Annotated in this window: 15 protein-coding genes; 8 read left to right on the plus strand and 7 right to left on the minus strand. The window is 71.1% G+C overall.

Features of this window, described 5'->3' with window-relative positions; all coding sequences use genetic code 11:
• Positions 1-59: 59 nt before the first annotated feature.
• Entirely contained in the window at positions 60-656 is a 597-nt protein-coding gene (locus ACO2Q3_RS22030) for a TetR/AcrR family transcriptional regulator (protein WP_423310550.1), read from the plus strand.
• Between the two features lie 213 nt (positions 657-869).
• On the opposite strand, the gene ACO2Q3_RS22035 is transcribed toward ACO2Q3_RS22030, so the two are convergent.
• The 4 genes from ACO2Q3_RS22035 to rfbB form a co-directional block, all read right to left on the minus strand.
• Positions 870-2006, minus strand: coding sequence for an AGE family epimerase/isomerase (locus ACO2Q3_RS22035; protein ID WP_423310552.1), 1137 nt, complete (start codon positions 2004-2006; stop codon positions 870-872).
• Positions 2003-2878 carry a glucose-1-phosphate thymidylyltransferase RfbA gene (rfbA, locus tag ACO2Q3_RS22040; protein ID WP_423310554.1) on the minus strand — a complete coding sequence of 292 codons (876 nt, stop codon included), beginning with the start codon at positions 2876-2878 and terminating at the stop codon, positions 2003-2005. The genes ACO2Q3_RS22035 and rfbA overlap by 4 nt, the downstream gene beginning before the upstream one ends.
• Entirely contained in the window at positions 2875-3315 is a 441-nt protein-coding gene (locus ACO2Q3_RS22045) for an endonuclease domain-containing protein (protein ID WP_423311177.1), read from the minus strand. The genes rfbA and ACO2Q3_RS22045 overlap by 4 nt, the downstream gene beginning before the upstream one ends.
• Before the next feature lie 116 nt (positions 3316-3431).
• Positions 3432-4481 (minus strand): dTDP-glucose 4,6-dehydratase, encoded by a 1050-nt coding sequence (rfbB, locus tag ACO2Q3_RS22050; RefSeq protein WP_423310556.1) that lies wholly within the window; start codon positions 4479-4481, stop codon positions 3432-3434.
• A gap of 149 nt (positions 4482-4630) precedes the next feature.
• Between rfbB and ACO2Q3_RS22055 the strand changes: the two genes are divergently transcribed.
• Together ACO2Q3_RS22055 and ACO2Q3_RS22060 are read left to right on the plus strand one after the other, a co-directional pair.
• A complete protein-coding gene (locus tag ACO2Q3_RS22055) occupies positions 4631-6406 on the plus strand; it encodes a dipeptide ABC transporter ATP-binding protein (RefSeq protein WP_423310558.1) in 1776 nt (591 codons plus the stop codon).
• 24 nt (positions 6407-6430) lie between these two features.
• The gene (locus ACO2Q3_RS22060; RefSeq protein WP_423310560.1) at positions 6431-7054 is read left to right on the plus strand and encodes a class I SAM-dependent methyltransferase; all 624 of its coding nucleotides are present in this window, start codon (positions 6431-6433) and stop codon (positions 7052-7054) included.
• A gap of 158 nt (positions 7055-7212) precedes the next feature.
• Here ACO2Q3_RS22060 and ACO2Q3_RS22065 read toward each other — a convergent pair whose 3' ends face one another.
• The gene (locus tag ACO2Q3_RS22065; RefSeq protein ID WP_423310562.1) at positions 7213-8595 is read right to left on the minus strand and encodes a DUF6880 family protein; all 1383 of its coding nucleotides are present in this window, start codon (positions 8593-8595) and stop codon (positions 7213-7215) included.
• A gap of 61 nt (positions 8596-8656) precedes the next feature.
• Here ACO2Q3_RS22065 and ACO2Q3_RS22070 point away from each other — a divergent pair, with 61 nt between their 5' ends.
• The 3 genes from ACO2Q3_RS22070 to ACO2Q3_RS22080 all read left to right on the plus strand — a co-directional run bounded on the left by ACO2Q3_RS22070 (position 8657) and on the right by ACO2Q3_RS22080 (position 11025).
• Entirely contained in the window at positions 8657-9157 is a 501-nt protein-coding gene (locus tag ACO2Q3_RS22070) for a cupin domain-containing protein (protein WP_423310564.1), read from the plus strand.
• Entirely contained in the window at positions 9154-9690 is a 537-nt protein-coding gene (locus tag ACO2Q3_RS22075; protein ID WP_423310566.1) for a GNAT family N-acetyltransferase, read from the plus strand. The genes ACO2Q3_RS22070 and ACO2Q3_RS22075 overlap by 4 nt, the downstream gene beginning before the upstream one ends.
• Before the next feature lie 96 nt (positions 9691-9786).
• Positions 9787-11025 carry an LLM class flavin-dependent oxidoreductase gene (locus tag ACO2Q3_RS22080; RefSeq protein ID WP_423310568.1) on the plus strand — a complete coding sequence of 413 codons (1239 nt, stop codon included), beginning with the start codon at positions 9787-9789 and terminating at the stop codon, positions 11023-11025.
• A gap of 57 nt (positions 11026-11082) precedes the next feature.
• On the opposite strand, the gene ACO2Q3_RS22085 is transcribed toward ACO2Q3_RS22080, so the two are convergent.
• Positions 11083-11826 (minus strand): hypothetical protein, encoded by a 744-nt coding sequence (locus ACO2Q3_RS22085; RefSeq protein ID WP_423310570.1) that lies wholly within the window; start codon positions 11824-11826, stop codon positions 11083-11085.
• Positions 11827-11964: 138 nt separating this feature from the next.
• Between ACO2Q3_RS22085 and ACO2Q3_RS22090 the strand changes: the two genes are divergently transcribed.
• Positions 11965-12759 carry a hypothetical protein gene (locus ACO2Q3_RS22090; RefSeq protein ID WP_423310572.1) on the plus strand — a complete coding sequence of 265 codons (795 nt, stop codon included), beginning with the start codon at positions 11965-11967 and terminating at the stop codon, positions 12757-12759.
• A complete protein-coding gene (locus ACO2Q3_RS22095; protein WP_423310574.1) occupies positions 12749-13936 on the plus strand; it encodes a metallophosphoesterase in 1188 nt (395 codons plus the stop codon). The genes ACO2Q3_RS22090 and ACO2Q3_RS22095 overlap by 11 nt, the downstream gene beginning before the upstream one ends.
• 21 nt (positions 13937-13957) lie before the next feature.
• Here ACO2Q3_RS22095 and ACO2Q3_RS22100 read toward each other — a convergent pair whose 3' ends face one another.
• Positions 13958-15022: a hypothetical protein gene (locus ACO2Q3_RS22100; protein WP_423310576.1), complete on the minus strand. Its 1065-nt coding sequence runs from the start codon at positions 15020-15022 to the stop codon at positions 13958-13960.
• Positions 15023-15084: the final 62 nt, after the last annotated feature.

Genomic DNA, 15084 nt, shown 5'->3' on the forward strand with positions numbered 1-15084 from the left:
GGCTTGGCGCACCGCCGAAGGACGCTAGACAGGAGCGATGCGATGGGGGGAGGCGTGACGTGATCGAGGACGCCAAGGCGGCGCGGCGGCGCGAGATCGTCGAGGTCGCCTTTCGGGAGTTCGCCGAGAAGGGCTACGCCGGCGCCAGCATGGGCGCGATCGCCCGCCGGGCGCGCGCCTCGAAGGAGACCCTGTACGCCTGGTTCGGCAACAAGGAGACCCTGCTGCTGGAGGTGTTCGCCTCGCGGCTGGAGGGGATGACCGCCCGGGTCGGCCAGGTCCCCTCGGACGACCCCCAGCCGGCGCGGGTCCTGCCGATCGCGGCCGAGAACCTGGTGGGTTTCCTCCTGGCCACCGCGCCGCTCGTGCAGGGTCTTGGCGTCAGCGGTCCGGACGATCAGGCCATGCGGCTGCTGCGCGAGGCGATTCAGGCGCAGCGCCAGAACTTCGTGGCCTATCTGGAGCGCTGCCGCGCGCACGGCGACATCGCCTTCGACGACGATCCGTTCGAGATCGCCTCGCTGTTCGTCGCCATGGCCGAGGGCGAATGGGCGCTGCGCCTGAGCACCGGCATGGTGAGCGAGATCACGCCGGCGATGATCCGCGAACACGCCGAACGGGTGACGCGCATATTCCTCAGAGGGCTGGCGCCGTAGGGCCCCCCCTCTCCCGTCATCCCCGGGCGTCAGTCCCGGGGATCCATGAACACGTGAAGCGACGTCGCGAGCGGCAGCGCAGCGTCGCACAGGGGCTTCAGCGAAAAATGCGCGGCGACGGCCCGTCTTGGCGCGCCCTTCGAAGCGCGCCACCCATTCTCACGTGTTCATTGATCCTCGGCACAAGGCCGAGGATGACGGTGGAAGGGGCCTCTAGTCTGCTGACGCGACAACCTCGTCCAGCACCCGGATCGCCAGCACCAGGTGGTAGAAGCTGCTGGCCGGGGCCGGCTCGTCGACGAAGCGGCCGTCGGCGTCCAGCCGGTCGCGCCAGAGGCCGGGGCGGGGCACGTCGAGATAACGCAGGATCGCCGCCGCCGCCGTCTCCGCGGCCGCCCAGCAGGCGGCCGAGCCAGTGATCTCGGCGGCCGCCAGGTTCGCCTTCAGCCGCTCGGTCTGCGGCCAGAGCCGCGCCGTCAGGGCCACCGCGTTCAAGTCGCCGTCCAGCAGGTCGACCGCGACGCCGCGATGGTGATCGCATCCCGCCTGTTCGGCCAGGGCGATCAGGTGCAGGGCGCGCTGCAGGTCCTGCGCGCGGCCGGCGGTGCGCGACCACTGCAGCAGCAGCCAGGCCCATTCGAACAGGTGCCCGGGCTCGACCCGCTGCCGGGCGGGGTCGGCGGGCGCGGTCCAGTCGGGCCCGAAATCTTCGCCAAGCGCGCCGGTGTGCAGGTCGATCAGCCGCGTGCGCGCCAGCTCCGCCTGGCGGTCGGCCAGCGCCTGCCACACGGTGCCGCCGCCCACCGCGGCCCAGGCCAGGAAGGCCTCGAACAGGTGCATGTTCGGGTTGGCCAGCAGCGCCGCCCCCCCGTCGACCTCGCGAAAGCCGCCCAGCGGGTGCGGCGCCAGCCGGCCCAGCAGGTGCTCCGCCGCCAGCTCCGCGCCCGCCTCGCCCGCCTCGCGCGCCGCCGACAGCGCCAGCAGCACGAAGGCCTGGTCGTAGAGCTCGGCGGCGTCGGCCGCCCCCGGGTCGGCGGGAGGCGCCAGGCCTCGGTAGAGACCGTCCGGCCGGCGGAAGCGGTGGTCGAGGGCCTCAAGCCCCCAGCGCACCGGCCCGCGCCAGTCGCCGGCCCAGCCGAAGCGGGGGGCCTGGGCGAAGGTCCAGACCTGCCGCGCCTGCACCCGCGCGCGCTGAGGGCCTGCCGCGGGCTCTCCCGACTGGTCCAGGCGATCGTGCCAGCCGCCCAGGACGCGGTCGGGCCCACGCTCCGCCCAGAGCGGAAAAGCCGTGTCGCGCAGCCAGGCGGTGAGCTGTCCGTGGGCCCCGATCAGGCCGGCCGGCGCACTCAAGAGACCGCGCCCTCGGCCAGGGCGCTGAGATAGGCGCCATAGGGGCCGGCGCGGGCGGCCAGCTCGCGCAGCTGGGCTCGGTCGATCCAGCCGTTTTGGAAGGCGATCTCCTCCAGGCAGCCGATCCGCAGGCCCTGGCGTTCCTCGATGGTGCGCACGAATTCGCCGGCCTGGATCAGGGCGTCGTGCGTGCCGGTGTCGAGCCAGGCGAAGCCCCGGCCGAGGTTGACCACCTTCAGGGCGTCCTCGTCGAGATAGCGGCCGATCAGGTCGACGATCTCCAGTTCGCCGCGGGCGGAGGGCCGCAGGTCGCGGGCAAGGCGGCTGGCGCGGCCGTCGAAGAAATACAGGCCGGTGACGGCGACGTTGGATTTCGGCGCGGCCGGCTTTTCCTCCAGGCTGATCACCCGGCCGTCACTGTCGAACTCGACGACGCCGTAGCGGGCGGGGTCGGCCACGGGATAGCCGAACACCGTGGCGCCCTGGCGATAGGCGTCCGCCTGGCGCAGCAGCGGCGAGAAGCCGCCGCCGTAGAAGATGTTGTCGCCCAGCACCAGCACGCTGGGCTCGCCGCGCAGGAAGTCCTCGCCCAGCACATAGGCCTGGGGCAGTCCCTCCGGCCGCGGCTGGACGACGTAGTCGATGGACAGGCCGTACTGGCCGCCGTCGCCCAGCAGCCGGCGGAACTGCGGCTGGTCCTCCGGCGTGGTGATGACCAGGATCTCGCGCACGCCGGCCAGCATCAGCACCGACAGCGGGTAGAAGATCATCGGCTTGTTGTAGACCGGCAGCAGCTGCTTGGAGACCGCCTGGGTCAGGGGATAGAGCCGCGTCCCCGCGCCCCCCGCCAGGATCATGCCGCGGCGAGTCATGCGTCCCCGACCGGTCGCTCCCCCTCTTCCTTGCCTTCTTCCCCTGCGGGAGAAGGTGGCCCGCGCAGCGGGTCGGATGAGGGGTCGAGTGGACTGTGCGGCCTGCGGCCAGCAGCTTCAAGGATCGTGGTCAGAACATCCTCCGGCTTCGAACGAACGCGACCTTCGTCGAATCGCAGAATGCGGAAGTCTTGCGATCGGAACCAGTCGTCGCGTCGCGCATCGCGTTGCGGATCGTGGAAATACTCGCTGTCGACTTCGACGATCCGTCGATGCCGCAGGCAGGCGAAATCGGCGACGTAGGGTCCGATCGGCATCTGGCGGCGGAACTTGAGGTCCTCCAGGCGCCGATCTCGCAGCAGGCGCCAGAGCTTGGCTTCCATGGCCGTAGGGTCGCGGCGCATTCGCTTCGCCAAGGCGCGTTTCGGCTTGGGCATCGTCACAACGACTGATCCCGGAACCGGAACGGTTCGCTCGACCCCTCATCCGTCTTGCTGCGCAAGACACCTTCTCCCGCAAGGGGAGAAGGGAAGTAATGGATAGGACTCGCCCGCTATGCCCGCTTCAGCCCCAGCCGCTGGCCCTTGAAGCCGCGTTCGCGGATCGCGCCCCACCAGGCTTCGTGGTCCAGGTACCAACGGACGGTCCTCGCGATCCCGGTTTCCAGGTCGACGCTCGGTCTGAAGCCAAGCTCGGCCGCAATCTTAGCGTTGGAAATCGCATATCGGAAATCGTGGCCCGGGCGATCGGAGACGAAGCGGATCAGGTCGGCGTGCGGCCACGAGCGCGGGCGCGCCTGGTCGAGCACGGCGCAGACGATCTTCACCAGCTCCAGGTTCGAGCGCTCGGCCTCGCCGCCGATGCAGTAGGTCTCGCCCACCCGCCCGCGGGTCAGCACCCGCAGCAGGGCGCCGGCGTGGTCCTCGACATAGAGCCAGTCGCGCACCTGGGTCCCGCGGCCGTAGAGCGGGATGGGCCGCCCCTCCAGCGCGTTGACGATCACCGTCGGAATCAGTTTCTCGGGGTGCTGGAACGGGCCGTAGTTGTTGGAGGTGTTGGTGATCACCACCGGCAGGCCGTAGGTCTTGCCCCAGGCCCTGACCATCATGTCCGAGGCCGCCTTGCTGGCCGAATAGGGCGAGTTCGGCGCATAGGGGCTCTGTTCGTCGAACACCCCCTCCTCGCCCAGCGCGCCGTACACCTCGTCGGTGGAGACGTGGTGGAAGCGGAAGGTCTTGCGACGGCTGTCGGGCAGCTTGTCCAGATAGGCGCGGGCCGCCTCCAGCAGGGTCGCCGTGCCGGTGACGTTGGTGCGCACGAAGCCCAGCGGGCCGTCGATCGAACGGTCGACATGCGATTCGGCCGCCAGGTGCAGCACCGCGTCGGGCTGGTGGCGCTGGAAGATCATCGCCATCGCCTCGGCGTCGCAGACGTCGGCGTATTCGAAGGCGTAGCGGGGGCTGTCCTGCAGGTCGCCGATGTTGTCCGGGTCACCGGCATAGGTGATGGCGTCGACGTTGACCACGGCGAAACCCTCGCCCAGCGCGCGGCGCACAACCGTCGAGCCGATGAAGCCGCAGCCGCCGGTGATCAGGATCTTCAACGCACGCCTCCCGGCCGGCCGAGGGCTGGCTTCGGCGCGCCGCTGGCGTCGCGCGCGATCACCGCGCTATGGTCCGCGACTTCTATCGTCACCGGAAAGCCCCTGCCTTGGCCCAGTCACCCACTGCCCCCATTCTGGGGATCGACACGTTGAAAGTTCGTTTCGACACGCACGATGCAGTGGTCGAGGCGGTGCGCGGCGTGTCGCTGTCGGTGGCGCCGGGCGAATGCCTGGGCGTGGTCGGCGAAAGCGGCTCGGGCAAGAGCCAGACCTTCATGGCCGCCATGGGCCTCTTGGCGCGCAACGGCCGGGCCGAGGGCTCGGTGCGCTACCGCGGCCAGGAGCTGCTGGGCCTGAAGACCGCGCAGCTGAACCGCATCCGCGGCTCGAAGATGACCATGATCTTCCAGGACCCGCTGACCGCCCTGACGCCGCACGTGCGCATCGGCGACCAGCTGATCGAGCCGCTGATGCTGCATCTGAAGATGTCCAGGGCCGACGCCCTGGACCACGCGCACACCTGGCTGAAGAAGGTGCGCATCCCCGAACCCGGCCGACGGCTGCGGCAGTATCCGCACGAACTTTCGGGCGGCATGCGCCAGCGGGTGATGATCGCCGGGGCGATGGCCACCGGCCCGGATCTGCTGATCGCCGACGAACCCACCACGGCGCTGGACGTCACCGTGCAGGCCGAGATCCTCGACCTGATGGCCGACCTGAAGCGCGAGACGGGCGCGGCCATGGTGCTGATCACCCACGACATGGGCGTCATCGCCCGCCTGGCCGACCGGGTGTGCGTGATGAAGGACGGCGCCTATGTCGAGGAAGGAACGGCCGACGCCCTGTTCGCCGATCCGCAGCAGCCCTACACGCGCGCCCTGCTGGAGGCGATCCCGCGGCTGGACCGCGCCGACCGGGGCGGCCGGCCGGTGCCGGCGGCCCTGGCGCCCGGCGCGCCGGTGGTGGTCGAGGGCCGCAACGTCAAGGTCTGGTTCCCGATGCGCGAAGGGCTGTTCGGCGAGAAGAAGACCCTGCGCGCGGTGGACGGCGTCGACTTCCAGGTGCGCCAGGGCGAGACCCTGGGCGTGGTGGGCGAGAGCGGCTGCGGCAAGTCGACCCTGTCGCGCGCGGTGCTGAACCTGCTGCCCGCCACCGCCGGGGTGGTGACGCTGATGGGCCGCGACATCACCCACGCCGACCAGAAGTCCATGCGCGAGGCGCGCAAGGACCTGCAGATCGTGTTCCAGGACCCGCTGGCCAGCCTGGATCCGCGCTCCACGATCGGCGAGAGCATCGCCGAGCCCCTCACCGTGTTCCGCCCGCAGCTCGACCGCGGCCAGCGCGAGGCCGAGGTGGTGAAGATGATGCAGCAGGCCGGCCTTTCGCCTGAGCTGATCAACCGCTACCCGCACGAACTGTCCGGCGGCCAGAACCAGCGGGTGGGCATCGCCCGGGCGATGATCCTGAAGCCCAAGCTGGTGATCTGCGACGAGGCGGTGTCGGCCCTGGACGTGTCGATCCGCGCCCAGATCATCGACCTTCTGATCCAGCTGCAGCGCAGCATGGGCCTGGCGATGATGTTCATCAGCCACGACCTGGCGGTGGTGCGCGAGATCAGCCACCGGGTGATGGTGCTGTACCTGGGACGGGTGATGGAGCTGGCCGACCGCGAGCAGATCTACGCCAACCCGCAGCACCCCTACACCAAGGCCCTGCTGTCGGCGGCGCCGATCCCCGATCCGGCGCGCGAGCGCAATCGCGTGCGGGTGCGCCTGGACGGCGAGCCGCCGAGCCCGATGGATCCGCGCTCGGCCCTGCGCTTCATGCCGTCCAAGCTGACCCTGGACCCGCTGGCGCCGATCTATATTCCGGAGCTGCGCGAGGTCGCGCCCGGCCACCTGGTCAGCGAGTTCGACCCGGCCTGACGCCGGACCTGAAGGGGGGACGACATGCCATCCTGGTACGACCGTCACATCATGCCGCGGCTGATCGGCTGCGCCTGCGCCTCGCGCCCGATCATGAAGCAGCGCGCCAAGGTCGTGCCGCTGGCGTCGGGCCGGGTGCTGGAACTGGGCATCGGCGGCGGGCTGAACCTGGCCTTCTACGACCCGGCCAAGGTCCAGGCGGTGATCGGCGTCGATCCCTCGGCGGAACTTCGCGCGCGGACCGCCGAGGCGCCGCGCCCCGAAGGCCTCGCCGTCGAGGTGCTGGAGGGGACCGCCGAGGCCCTGCCGTTCGAGCCGGGCAGCTTCGACAGCGTGGTCTGCACCTTCACCCTGTGCTCGGTGTGCACGCCGGCCCAGGCCCTGGCCGAGGCGCGCCGGGTGCTGAAGCCCGGCGGGCGGCTGTTCTTCTGCGAGCATGGCCTGGCCCCGGACGCCGGCGTCGCCCGCTGGCAGGGCCGCGTCGAGCCCCTGTGGAAACGCATGGCCGGCGGCTGCCACCTGACCCGGCCCATCGGCGGCGCCATCACCGCCGCCGGCTTCCGGCTCGAGGACAGCCAGAGCATGTACCTGCCCAAGACCCCGCAGATCCTGGGCTGGAACGAGTGGGGCGTGGCCTCGGTGGCCTAGCGGCGCCTTTCTCCCAACTGTCATCCCGGAACGGGCGGCAGCCCGTATCCGGGACCGCCGGAAACGCCGACGTTCGCCGGCCGTATCGCCGCCAACGCCTGCCGCGGTCCCGGATATCCGCTGCGCGGATTCCGGGATGACAGTGGAAGGCAGGCGCCTCAGGGTCGCCCGATGTGGCGATACACGCGCTGCTCGAAGCGGGCGTGGGTGTCGTGCGGGCCGAAGTCGCTGATCTGGTGCGCAAGGCTCTCGGCCTCCAGCATCCAGGTGCGAGTCCGCTTGGCGAGGTCGCGGTCGTCCGACAGGGCGGCGTAGAGCACCATCCTGCGCAGGATCAGGATCGCGGCCAGCGGATGGCGCCCTTCCAGCGCCCGCACGGCGGGCTCCAGCACGTCCAGCGCCTCCGGGTCGATCTCGCCGGACCGCGCCTCCACCAGCGCCGCGGCCTCCTTCAGCGCCGGCCAGGCGATCAGGAAGCCGAGCGCGGCGGTGAAAGACGGCGCGGCGAGGGCGTGTTCCAGCGCCTTCTCCACCGCCACGACGTCGTCGAAGCCCTTCAGCGGTCGCAGATAGGCGCGCAGGATGTCGGGCGACAGGTGGCGCTCGAAGGCGGCCCAGCGCGCGGCCTGGGCGCCCTCGGCGTCGCCCTGCGCCGCCTTCAGGTCGATGGACACCTCTTCCCAGGCGGCGACCCCGGGGTCAGGCTCGATGACGGCGCCCTTCGGCAGACCCTCGAAGGGGCTGGAGCACTGCAGCGCCCTGGCGGCGTCGTCCAGCTGGCCGGCGGCCAGGAAGCGCCGCGCGATGCGCGCGCCCACCGGCGGCAGCACCGCCTCGGAGGCCGAGAAGCTGTCGGCATAGGCGGCGGCGTCGCCCTGCCGGTCGAGCAGCGCCTGCAGCGCCAGCCGCCAGCCGGCGTTCACCCGCCGCTGCGGCGCCATGGCGGTCTCGATGCGCGCGCGCAGCTCGGCCACCGCGACCCCGTCGAGCGCCGGCGCCAGAGCCTGGGTCACCGGTCCCATGGCTGCGACCGGCAGGTCGTCCAGCACGGCGAAGGCCAGCTCGGAAATGGCGGCCGGGGCCGTCGGGGTCAGCGGCGCGAGGCGCGCGAGGTCTTCCAGCGCCTCGGCGAACAGCGCGGCCATCTCGCCCTTGGCGTCCTTTGTGCGGGCCAGCACCGGCCGCTGCAGGCCGACGAACCCCAGCATCAGAACCACCCCGGCGGCCGGGTCGGCCTCGGCGAGCGGGCCGGCGATGGTGGCGCGCAGCAGGTCCAGCTCCTGGCGAACGGTGCGCAGCTTGCGCCAGGGAATGCGGCCGCGGGCGGCGCGGGCGCTGTCCAGCGCCTTGGCCAGGTCGGCGGCCAGGACCTCGGGCCCGGCGGCGGCGGCGAGCGCCAGGCGCAGGCGGCGCTTGACGGCCGGCTGCTCGTCGGCGGCCTCCAGCAGGATGGCGGCCAGCCGTTCCGCCCCCAGCGCCTCGAGGTTGGCGGCGTTGACCGTCTTGGACCGGGGCCGCTTGGTCGGTGTCTTCGAATCCACGCCCCTGGCTAGCAGACTTGCGGGCGGAGGTCGCGCTAGGCTGGCGGGGAAGGAGCCCGCCATGTCCGACCGCCCAGACTTCATCGCCCACTGGACCCTCATCGAGGATCCCCAGCCGCACATCTATCGCGGCGACGACGAACCGATGGGGCTCGACGCCGCGGTCGGCGAGAAGCTCGGGCTGACCCGCATCGGCATCCACCACGTGCGCCTGCCGCCCGGCCGGCGCACCAGCTACCCGCACGCCGAGAGCGCCGAGGAGGAGTACGCCTTCGTCGTCGAGGGCCGGCCCGACGTCTGGATCGACGGGGTGTTGCACGCCCTGGCGCCGGGCGACAGCGTGGCCTTCCCGGCAGGGACCGGCGTCTGCCACAGCTTCCTCAACAACACCGACCAGGAGGTGCGCCTGCTGGTGGTGGGCGAGAAGCCCAAGGCCGAGAACAAGATCCGCTATCCGCTGAACGAGGCGCACGAGCGCGCGCGCCCCGACGCCTGGACCGACTGGCCCGAGCGCCCGCTGGGCCCGCACGACGGCAAGGCCCGCGCCGGAAGCAGGCCATGAGCGCCCCGGCCCGCCCCGACCTGACCCTGGAGGTCGCCGCCCCGGACGAGCAGGCGGTGATCGCCAACCTGTTCCAGTTCTACATCCACGACTTCTCGGAGTTCTGGTGGGACCAGGACCGCGGCGAGCTGGAGGCTGACGGCCGGTTCGCGCCCCCGACCCTGGACCGCTGGTGGCGGGGCGACCCGGGCGCCATCCCGCTGCTGCTGCGGGCCGGCGGTCACCCGGCGGGCTTCGCCCTGGTGGACGCCACCTCGCATTCCGGCCTGCCGCTGGAGCGCAACGTCGCCGAGTTCTTTGTGGTGCGCAAGCACCGTCGCGGCGGGGTCGGGACCTGGGCTGCGCGCACCCTGTTCGCGCGTTATCCCGGCGTGTGGGAGGCGGCCGTGGCCCGGCGCAACATCGGCGCGCTGGGGTTCTGGACGCGTGCCATCGAAGGTTATCCCCAGGCGGAGGACATCGAGGTGCTGGACCGCGACGACGAGCATTGGAACGGCCCGATCCTGCGCTTCACCGCCCGACCGGCGCAGTAGACGTGGGGGAAGGAACGGCGATTTCCCGTTGCCGACTTCAAACGTCCGTTTAAAAGTGTCGCCAAGGACCCAGACATGGCCACCGGAGACGCTCACATGCCTCGCCTGAAGTTCGGCGCGTTCCTCGCCCCCCACCACCCGATCGGCGAGCACCCGATGCTCCAGCTGCGCAGCGACCTGGCGTTCGCCCAGCGGCTGGACGAGCTGGGCTTCGACGAATTCTGGTGCGGCGAGCACCATTCCACCGGCTGGGAGGTGATCGCCTCGCCCGAGCTGTTCCTGGCCGCGGCGGCCGAGCGGACGCACCGCATCCGCCTGGGCACCGGCGTGGTGTCGCTGCCCTATCACCACCCGTTCAACGTGGCGCAGCGCATGGTGCAGCTGGACCACATGTCCGGCGGGCGGGTGATCTTCGGCTCCGGCCCGGGCGCCCTGCCCTCCGACGCCTACATGCTGGGCATCGATCCGATGGTGCAGCGCGACCGCCAGGACGAGGCGATCGGGGTGATCAAGCGGCTGTTCGCCGGCGAGCGGGTGACCCACGAGAGCGACTGGTTCACCCTGCGCGATGCGCGCCTGCAGCTGTTTCCGCTGCAGGAGGACATGCCCTTCGCCGTGGCCTCGCAGGTCAGCCCGTCGGGCATGACCCTGGCCGGCAAGTACGGCGCGGGGGTGCTGTCGATCGGCTCGATGTCCACCCAGGGGCTGCTGGCGCTGCCGACGCAGTGGGGCTTCGCCGAGGACTCCGCGGCCAAGCACGGCCAGACGGTCGACCGCAAGAACTGGCGCGTGGTGATGACCTGGCACATCGCCGAGACCCGCGAACAGGCCCGCGTCGAGGCGCGCGAGGGCCTGATGCGCTGGCACAACGAATACAACGTCGGCACCCTGATGCGGCCGGGCGCCGTCGCCTACAAGACCCCGGATGAGGCGGTGGACCAGACCGCCTTCGTCGAGGGCGCGGCCTCGGTGATCGGCACGCCGGACGACCTGGTCAAGGCGATCCGCGACCTCTACCAGCTGTCGGGCGGCTTCGGCACGGTGATCGGCTTCGCCCACGACTGGGCCAACCGCGAGAACACCCTGAAGAGCTGGGACCTGGTGGCGCGCTACGTAATCCCCGAGGTCAACGGCCTGCTGGAAGGCTATCGCACCTCGCGCGAATACGTCGTCGAGCACCGCGAGTCGTTCGAGCGCGCCGGCGCGGCGGTGATGAGCAAGATCATGGGCAACGAGAAGGCCGCCGCGGCGCTGCAGGAGACCATGCGCACGCGCACCGCCACCACCGGCGGCCACACGCCGGACCTGGAAAAGGCCAAGTCCGAGCTGAAGTAGTTCCAAGGGGACCGGGGGGCGTCCTGCCGGGCGCTCCCCGACGCCCCGGGGCGGGCGCTACTGCACTTCCCAGTCGATCTCGCCGCGGGCGTCGTCGGGCACCGCGCACAGCTGTTCGTGCAGCCGCTCATGCGCGGTGGCGCGCGGCAGGCGGAAGACGAACTCGACGCGGTTCTTGTTGAACGACTTGCGCTCGCTGATCACCTTGCAGCCCTCGCGCACCAGCACCTCACGATAGATGGCGGCGCACTGGGCCACCCGGCCCTGCGGCAGCTCGCTGATCTTCACCCGGCAGGCGGGACGGGCGTCGAAGACAAAGATCAGCGCCGAGGCGAACACCACGGTCAGCACCGCGAAATGCGGCAGCCCCAGCCCGGCGATCAGCCCGGCCAGGGTGACCACGATCAGCCGTCCGGTGTCGCGAGCCGAGCCGGTGTCGGTGCGAAAGCGGATCAGCCCGCCGATGCCGAACACCACCACGCCGATCACCATGCCGAACTCGCGCACGGTCACGCCGATCACGGCGCCGATGAAGGCGTACATGATGTAGACCTTGGGGAGTTCGGCCTCCTCCAGGGTGTCGACGGTGCGCTGCGCCATCGGGTGGTAGCCGACCACGGCGCCCAGCACGATCGCCAGCGCCAGCGCGCCTACGGCGTCGGCCATGAAGTGCATGTCGAGGAAACCGGCCCAGCCCGCGGCGGGCAGCTGGCCGGAACCGCCGCTGAACAGGCCGGGCGCGTCGGCGAAGGCGAGGCTCGGCGCAAGGCCGAACGCCAGCAAGACCAGCAGTGTTTTCATGGCTCGTCCCCCGCGATCCGGCGAGCGTGTACGGCCCCGCCGCGTTTGACAAGCCACGGCCCGGCCATACGGTGAAGCTTGCCTTGTACGGACGATTATGGATGCTGCGGACGGTCGTCTTCGGAGGAACAGGCGGGTTTGCGGCAGCTGAAGGCGGATTTCGGGGCGTCGCTGTTCGACCCCGAACCGGTGGCGCAATGGCTGCTGCCCAAGAAGCTGCGCGAGATCTCCGGCCTGGCCCTGACGCCCGACGGCCGGGTGATGGGGCACAACGACGAAACGGCGGTGATCCATCAGATCGACGTGGAGACCGGGGCCTCGGCCAAGCGCTTCTCGCTGGGCGAACCGGTGCTGCGCGGCGACTTCGAGGGCCTGGCGATCGACGGCGGCGGGGACTTCTACCTGGCCTCCAGCGACGGCTGGGTGCGGCGCTTCCGCGAAGGGGACGACCGGGCGGCAGTGGACTTCGAGAGCTTCGACACGGGGCTCGGACCGGTGGGCGAGGTCGAGGGCCTGGCCTTCCACGAGGGCCAGCAATTGCTGATCATCGCCTGCAAGCGGCTCTATGCGCCGCAGCTGCAGGGCACGCTGTCGCTGTTCGCCTGGTCGCCGCGCGCGCCGCTATCGCCGGCGGCCCTGTGGCTGTCGGTGTCCCTGGAGCCCCTGGCGGAGGCGGTCGGGGCGCGGGGACTGCATCCGTCGTCGCTGGAGATCGACCCGGTCAGCGGCAGACTGATCCTGCTGGCGGCGCGGGAGAACGCCCTGCTGGAGCTGGACGAGGCGGGCGGTCTGCTGGCCGCGCGCTGGCTGGGACGCCAGCATCGCCAGGCCGAGGGGGCGACGATCCTGCCCGACGGCTCGCTGGTGATCGCCGACGAGGGCGGACATGCGCAGGGCACGCTGACCCGCTATGCTCGGGCGCATGAAGACTAGCTCCCTGCGCGCCCTGGCGCTCGTCGCGCTGGCGGCCGCGAGTCTGGCGGCGCTGGCGCCGGCCGGCGCGGCGCGGGCCGCTCCCGGCCGCACCGAGTGGGACGGGGTCGCCCGGGTGGTGGCGATCGGCGACCTGCACGGCGACTACGACAAGTTCCACGACCAGCTGACCCAGGCCGGTCTGATCGACGCGCACGACAACTGGGCCGGCGGCAGGACCCACCTGGTGCAGCTGGGCGACGTGCCGGACCGCGCGCCCGACACCCGCAGGATCCTCGACCTGCTGATCCGGCTGGAGCCGCAGGCGCGCCGCGCCGGCGGCTACGTGCACGCGCTGATCGGCAACCACGAAGCCATGAACATGGAAGGCGACCTGCGCTACACCACGCCGGGCGAATTCGCGGCTTTCGTGGACAAGGACTCCGCCCGCAAGCGCGACGCCTACTACCGGCTGGTGGTGCAGACGCTGAAGACCCGGCCGCCGGCTGGACAGCCGCCGCCGGTGTTCGACGACGCCTTTCGGGCGCGCTTCGACGCCGAGCACCCCCTGGGCTGGGTGGAACACCAGATCGCCTGGTCGGCGGACGGGGTCTATGGCCGCTGGGTCACCGGCCACAGCGCGGTGATCCGCATCAACGACAGCCTCTACCTGCACGGCGGCCTGGGACCGGCCTACGCCGGCTTCGACCTGGACACCCTGGACAAGGCGGTGGTCGCCGCGCTGAAGCATCAGCCCGAGGACAAGGCGGGTCCGCACGACATTCTGTGGGCGGAAGATGGCCCGCTGTGGTACCGCGGCCTGGCGCAGCACGACGAGACGTCCGAGGCGCCGAACGTCGCCGCGCTGCTCGCCCGCCACAAGGTCAGCCGCATCGTGGTCGGGCACACCAAGCAGTACTCGATGGTCAATGCCCGGTTCGACGGCCGCGTGATCCTCACCGACATCGCCGTGCGCCGCGGCTGCAGCGACCCGCATGCCTTCCTGGTGCTGGACGGCGACGCCCTGACGGCGGTTTATCGCGGCCACCGCCTGGCGCTGCGCCCCAGCGGCCCCGGCCATGCCGACTACCTTGCCCAGGTCGCCGACCTGGACCGGCAGGCCGAACCGGTGATGGCCGAAAAGTGCGCCGTGACGGGCGTCGCCGCGCCACCAGCCGAGCCGGACAGCCAGCGCTAGGGCGGGGTTCGGTCGACCGGCTCACCGGCAGTGGGTGACGACCTCGCGCTTGTAGCGAACCGGGTCGTCCAGCACCGCGAAGAAGCGGTCCATGAAGCTCAGCGCCTTGCCACGGAACGCCGCGTTCAGGCGCGGCTCGGTCTGGATCAGCGCCGTCATCGCCGCCCGCTGGGCCCGGAACTCGTCGGCCACCGCGGCCATCTCCGGCGTGCTGACGCAGTAGCCGCGGTAGTAGCGGTCGGTCAGGCGCGCCACCGGGATGCCCTCCGGCGCGTCGGCGTAGGGGCTGTCCACGAAGCCGGAATAGTCGAAGTCGTAGGGCACCGGCACGACGCCGGTGGCGTTGGCGGCCACCGCCCCATGCGCGGCGATATAGTGGCTGTTGTGGCAGCAGTTCGCGCCGGCCGGGCCGGCCAGGAAGTCCCAGTCCAGGTTGCCCAGCATGTACTCCAGCAAGGCGGCGCGGCCCGCGGCGCGGGCGTCCAGCCGGCTGGCGCTGACCTGGTGCGTAGCGGCGTCGAGCTTGTCGCGGTCGTTGCGGTCGGCCACATCGTTCAGGTCCTCGATCAGGAAGCCGAAGCGCTTCACCGGCGCGCCCGAGCCGTCGGCGTTGCGGTAGGTGACCTCGGCGGCGCGCACGCGAAAGCTCTGCGGGGTGACCAGGTTGTAGAGCCGGTAGGCGAGGTACTCGAGCACGATGCGCTGCTCGTAGTCGTCGGCGTCGCGGCAGTAGGTCACCAGCTTCAACTTGTGCTGATGCTTGAACAGCGTGCCCTTCACCGCCGCCTTGTCGAAGGTCAGCAGCAGCGGCGGGAACTTGCAGTAGCCCCCGGTGCGGCGGGTCTTGCCGCGGCCGGACAGCTGGATGGCGAAATGCTCGGGCGCGCCCTGGCCGTCCGATACCTCGAGGGTCGCCGGGAAGGCGGTGACCTTGGTCGCCGCGCCGCGCACCAGGGCCGGGAACGGGGCGCTCAGCGTCACCTGCAGCGGCGCGGTGTCGGTGAACAGGCGCGACTCCTCCGCGCCCGCCGGTGCGGCCAGCCCCAGCAGCGCCGCCAGCAGCGCCAGTCCCACCATCCGGATCATCCGCCGTCCCCCGCCGAAAGGACGAGCTTGGCACAGGGGGCTCGCCGGTTGAAGCGTTCACG

It is taken from the genome of Caulobacter sp. KR2-114, assembly GCF_049446115.1.
Taxonomy (GTDB): Bacteria; Pseudomonadota; Alphaproteobacteria; order Caulobacterales; family Caulobacteraceae; genus Acaudatibacter.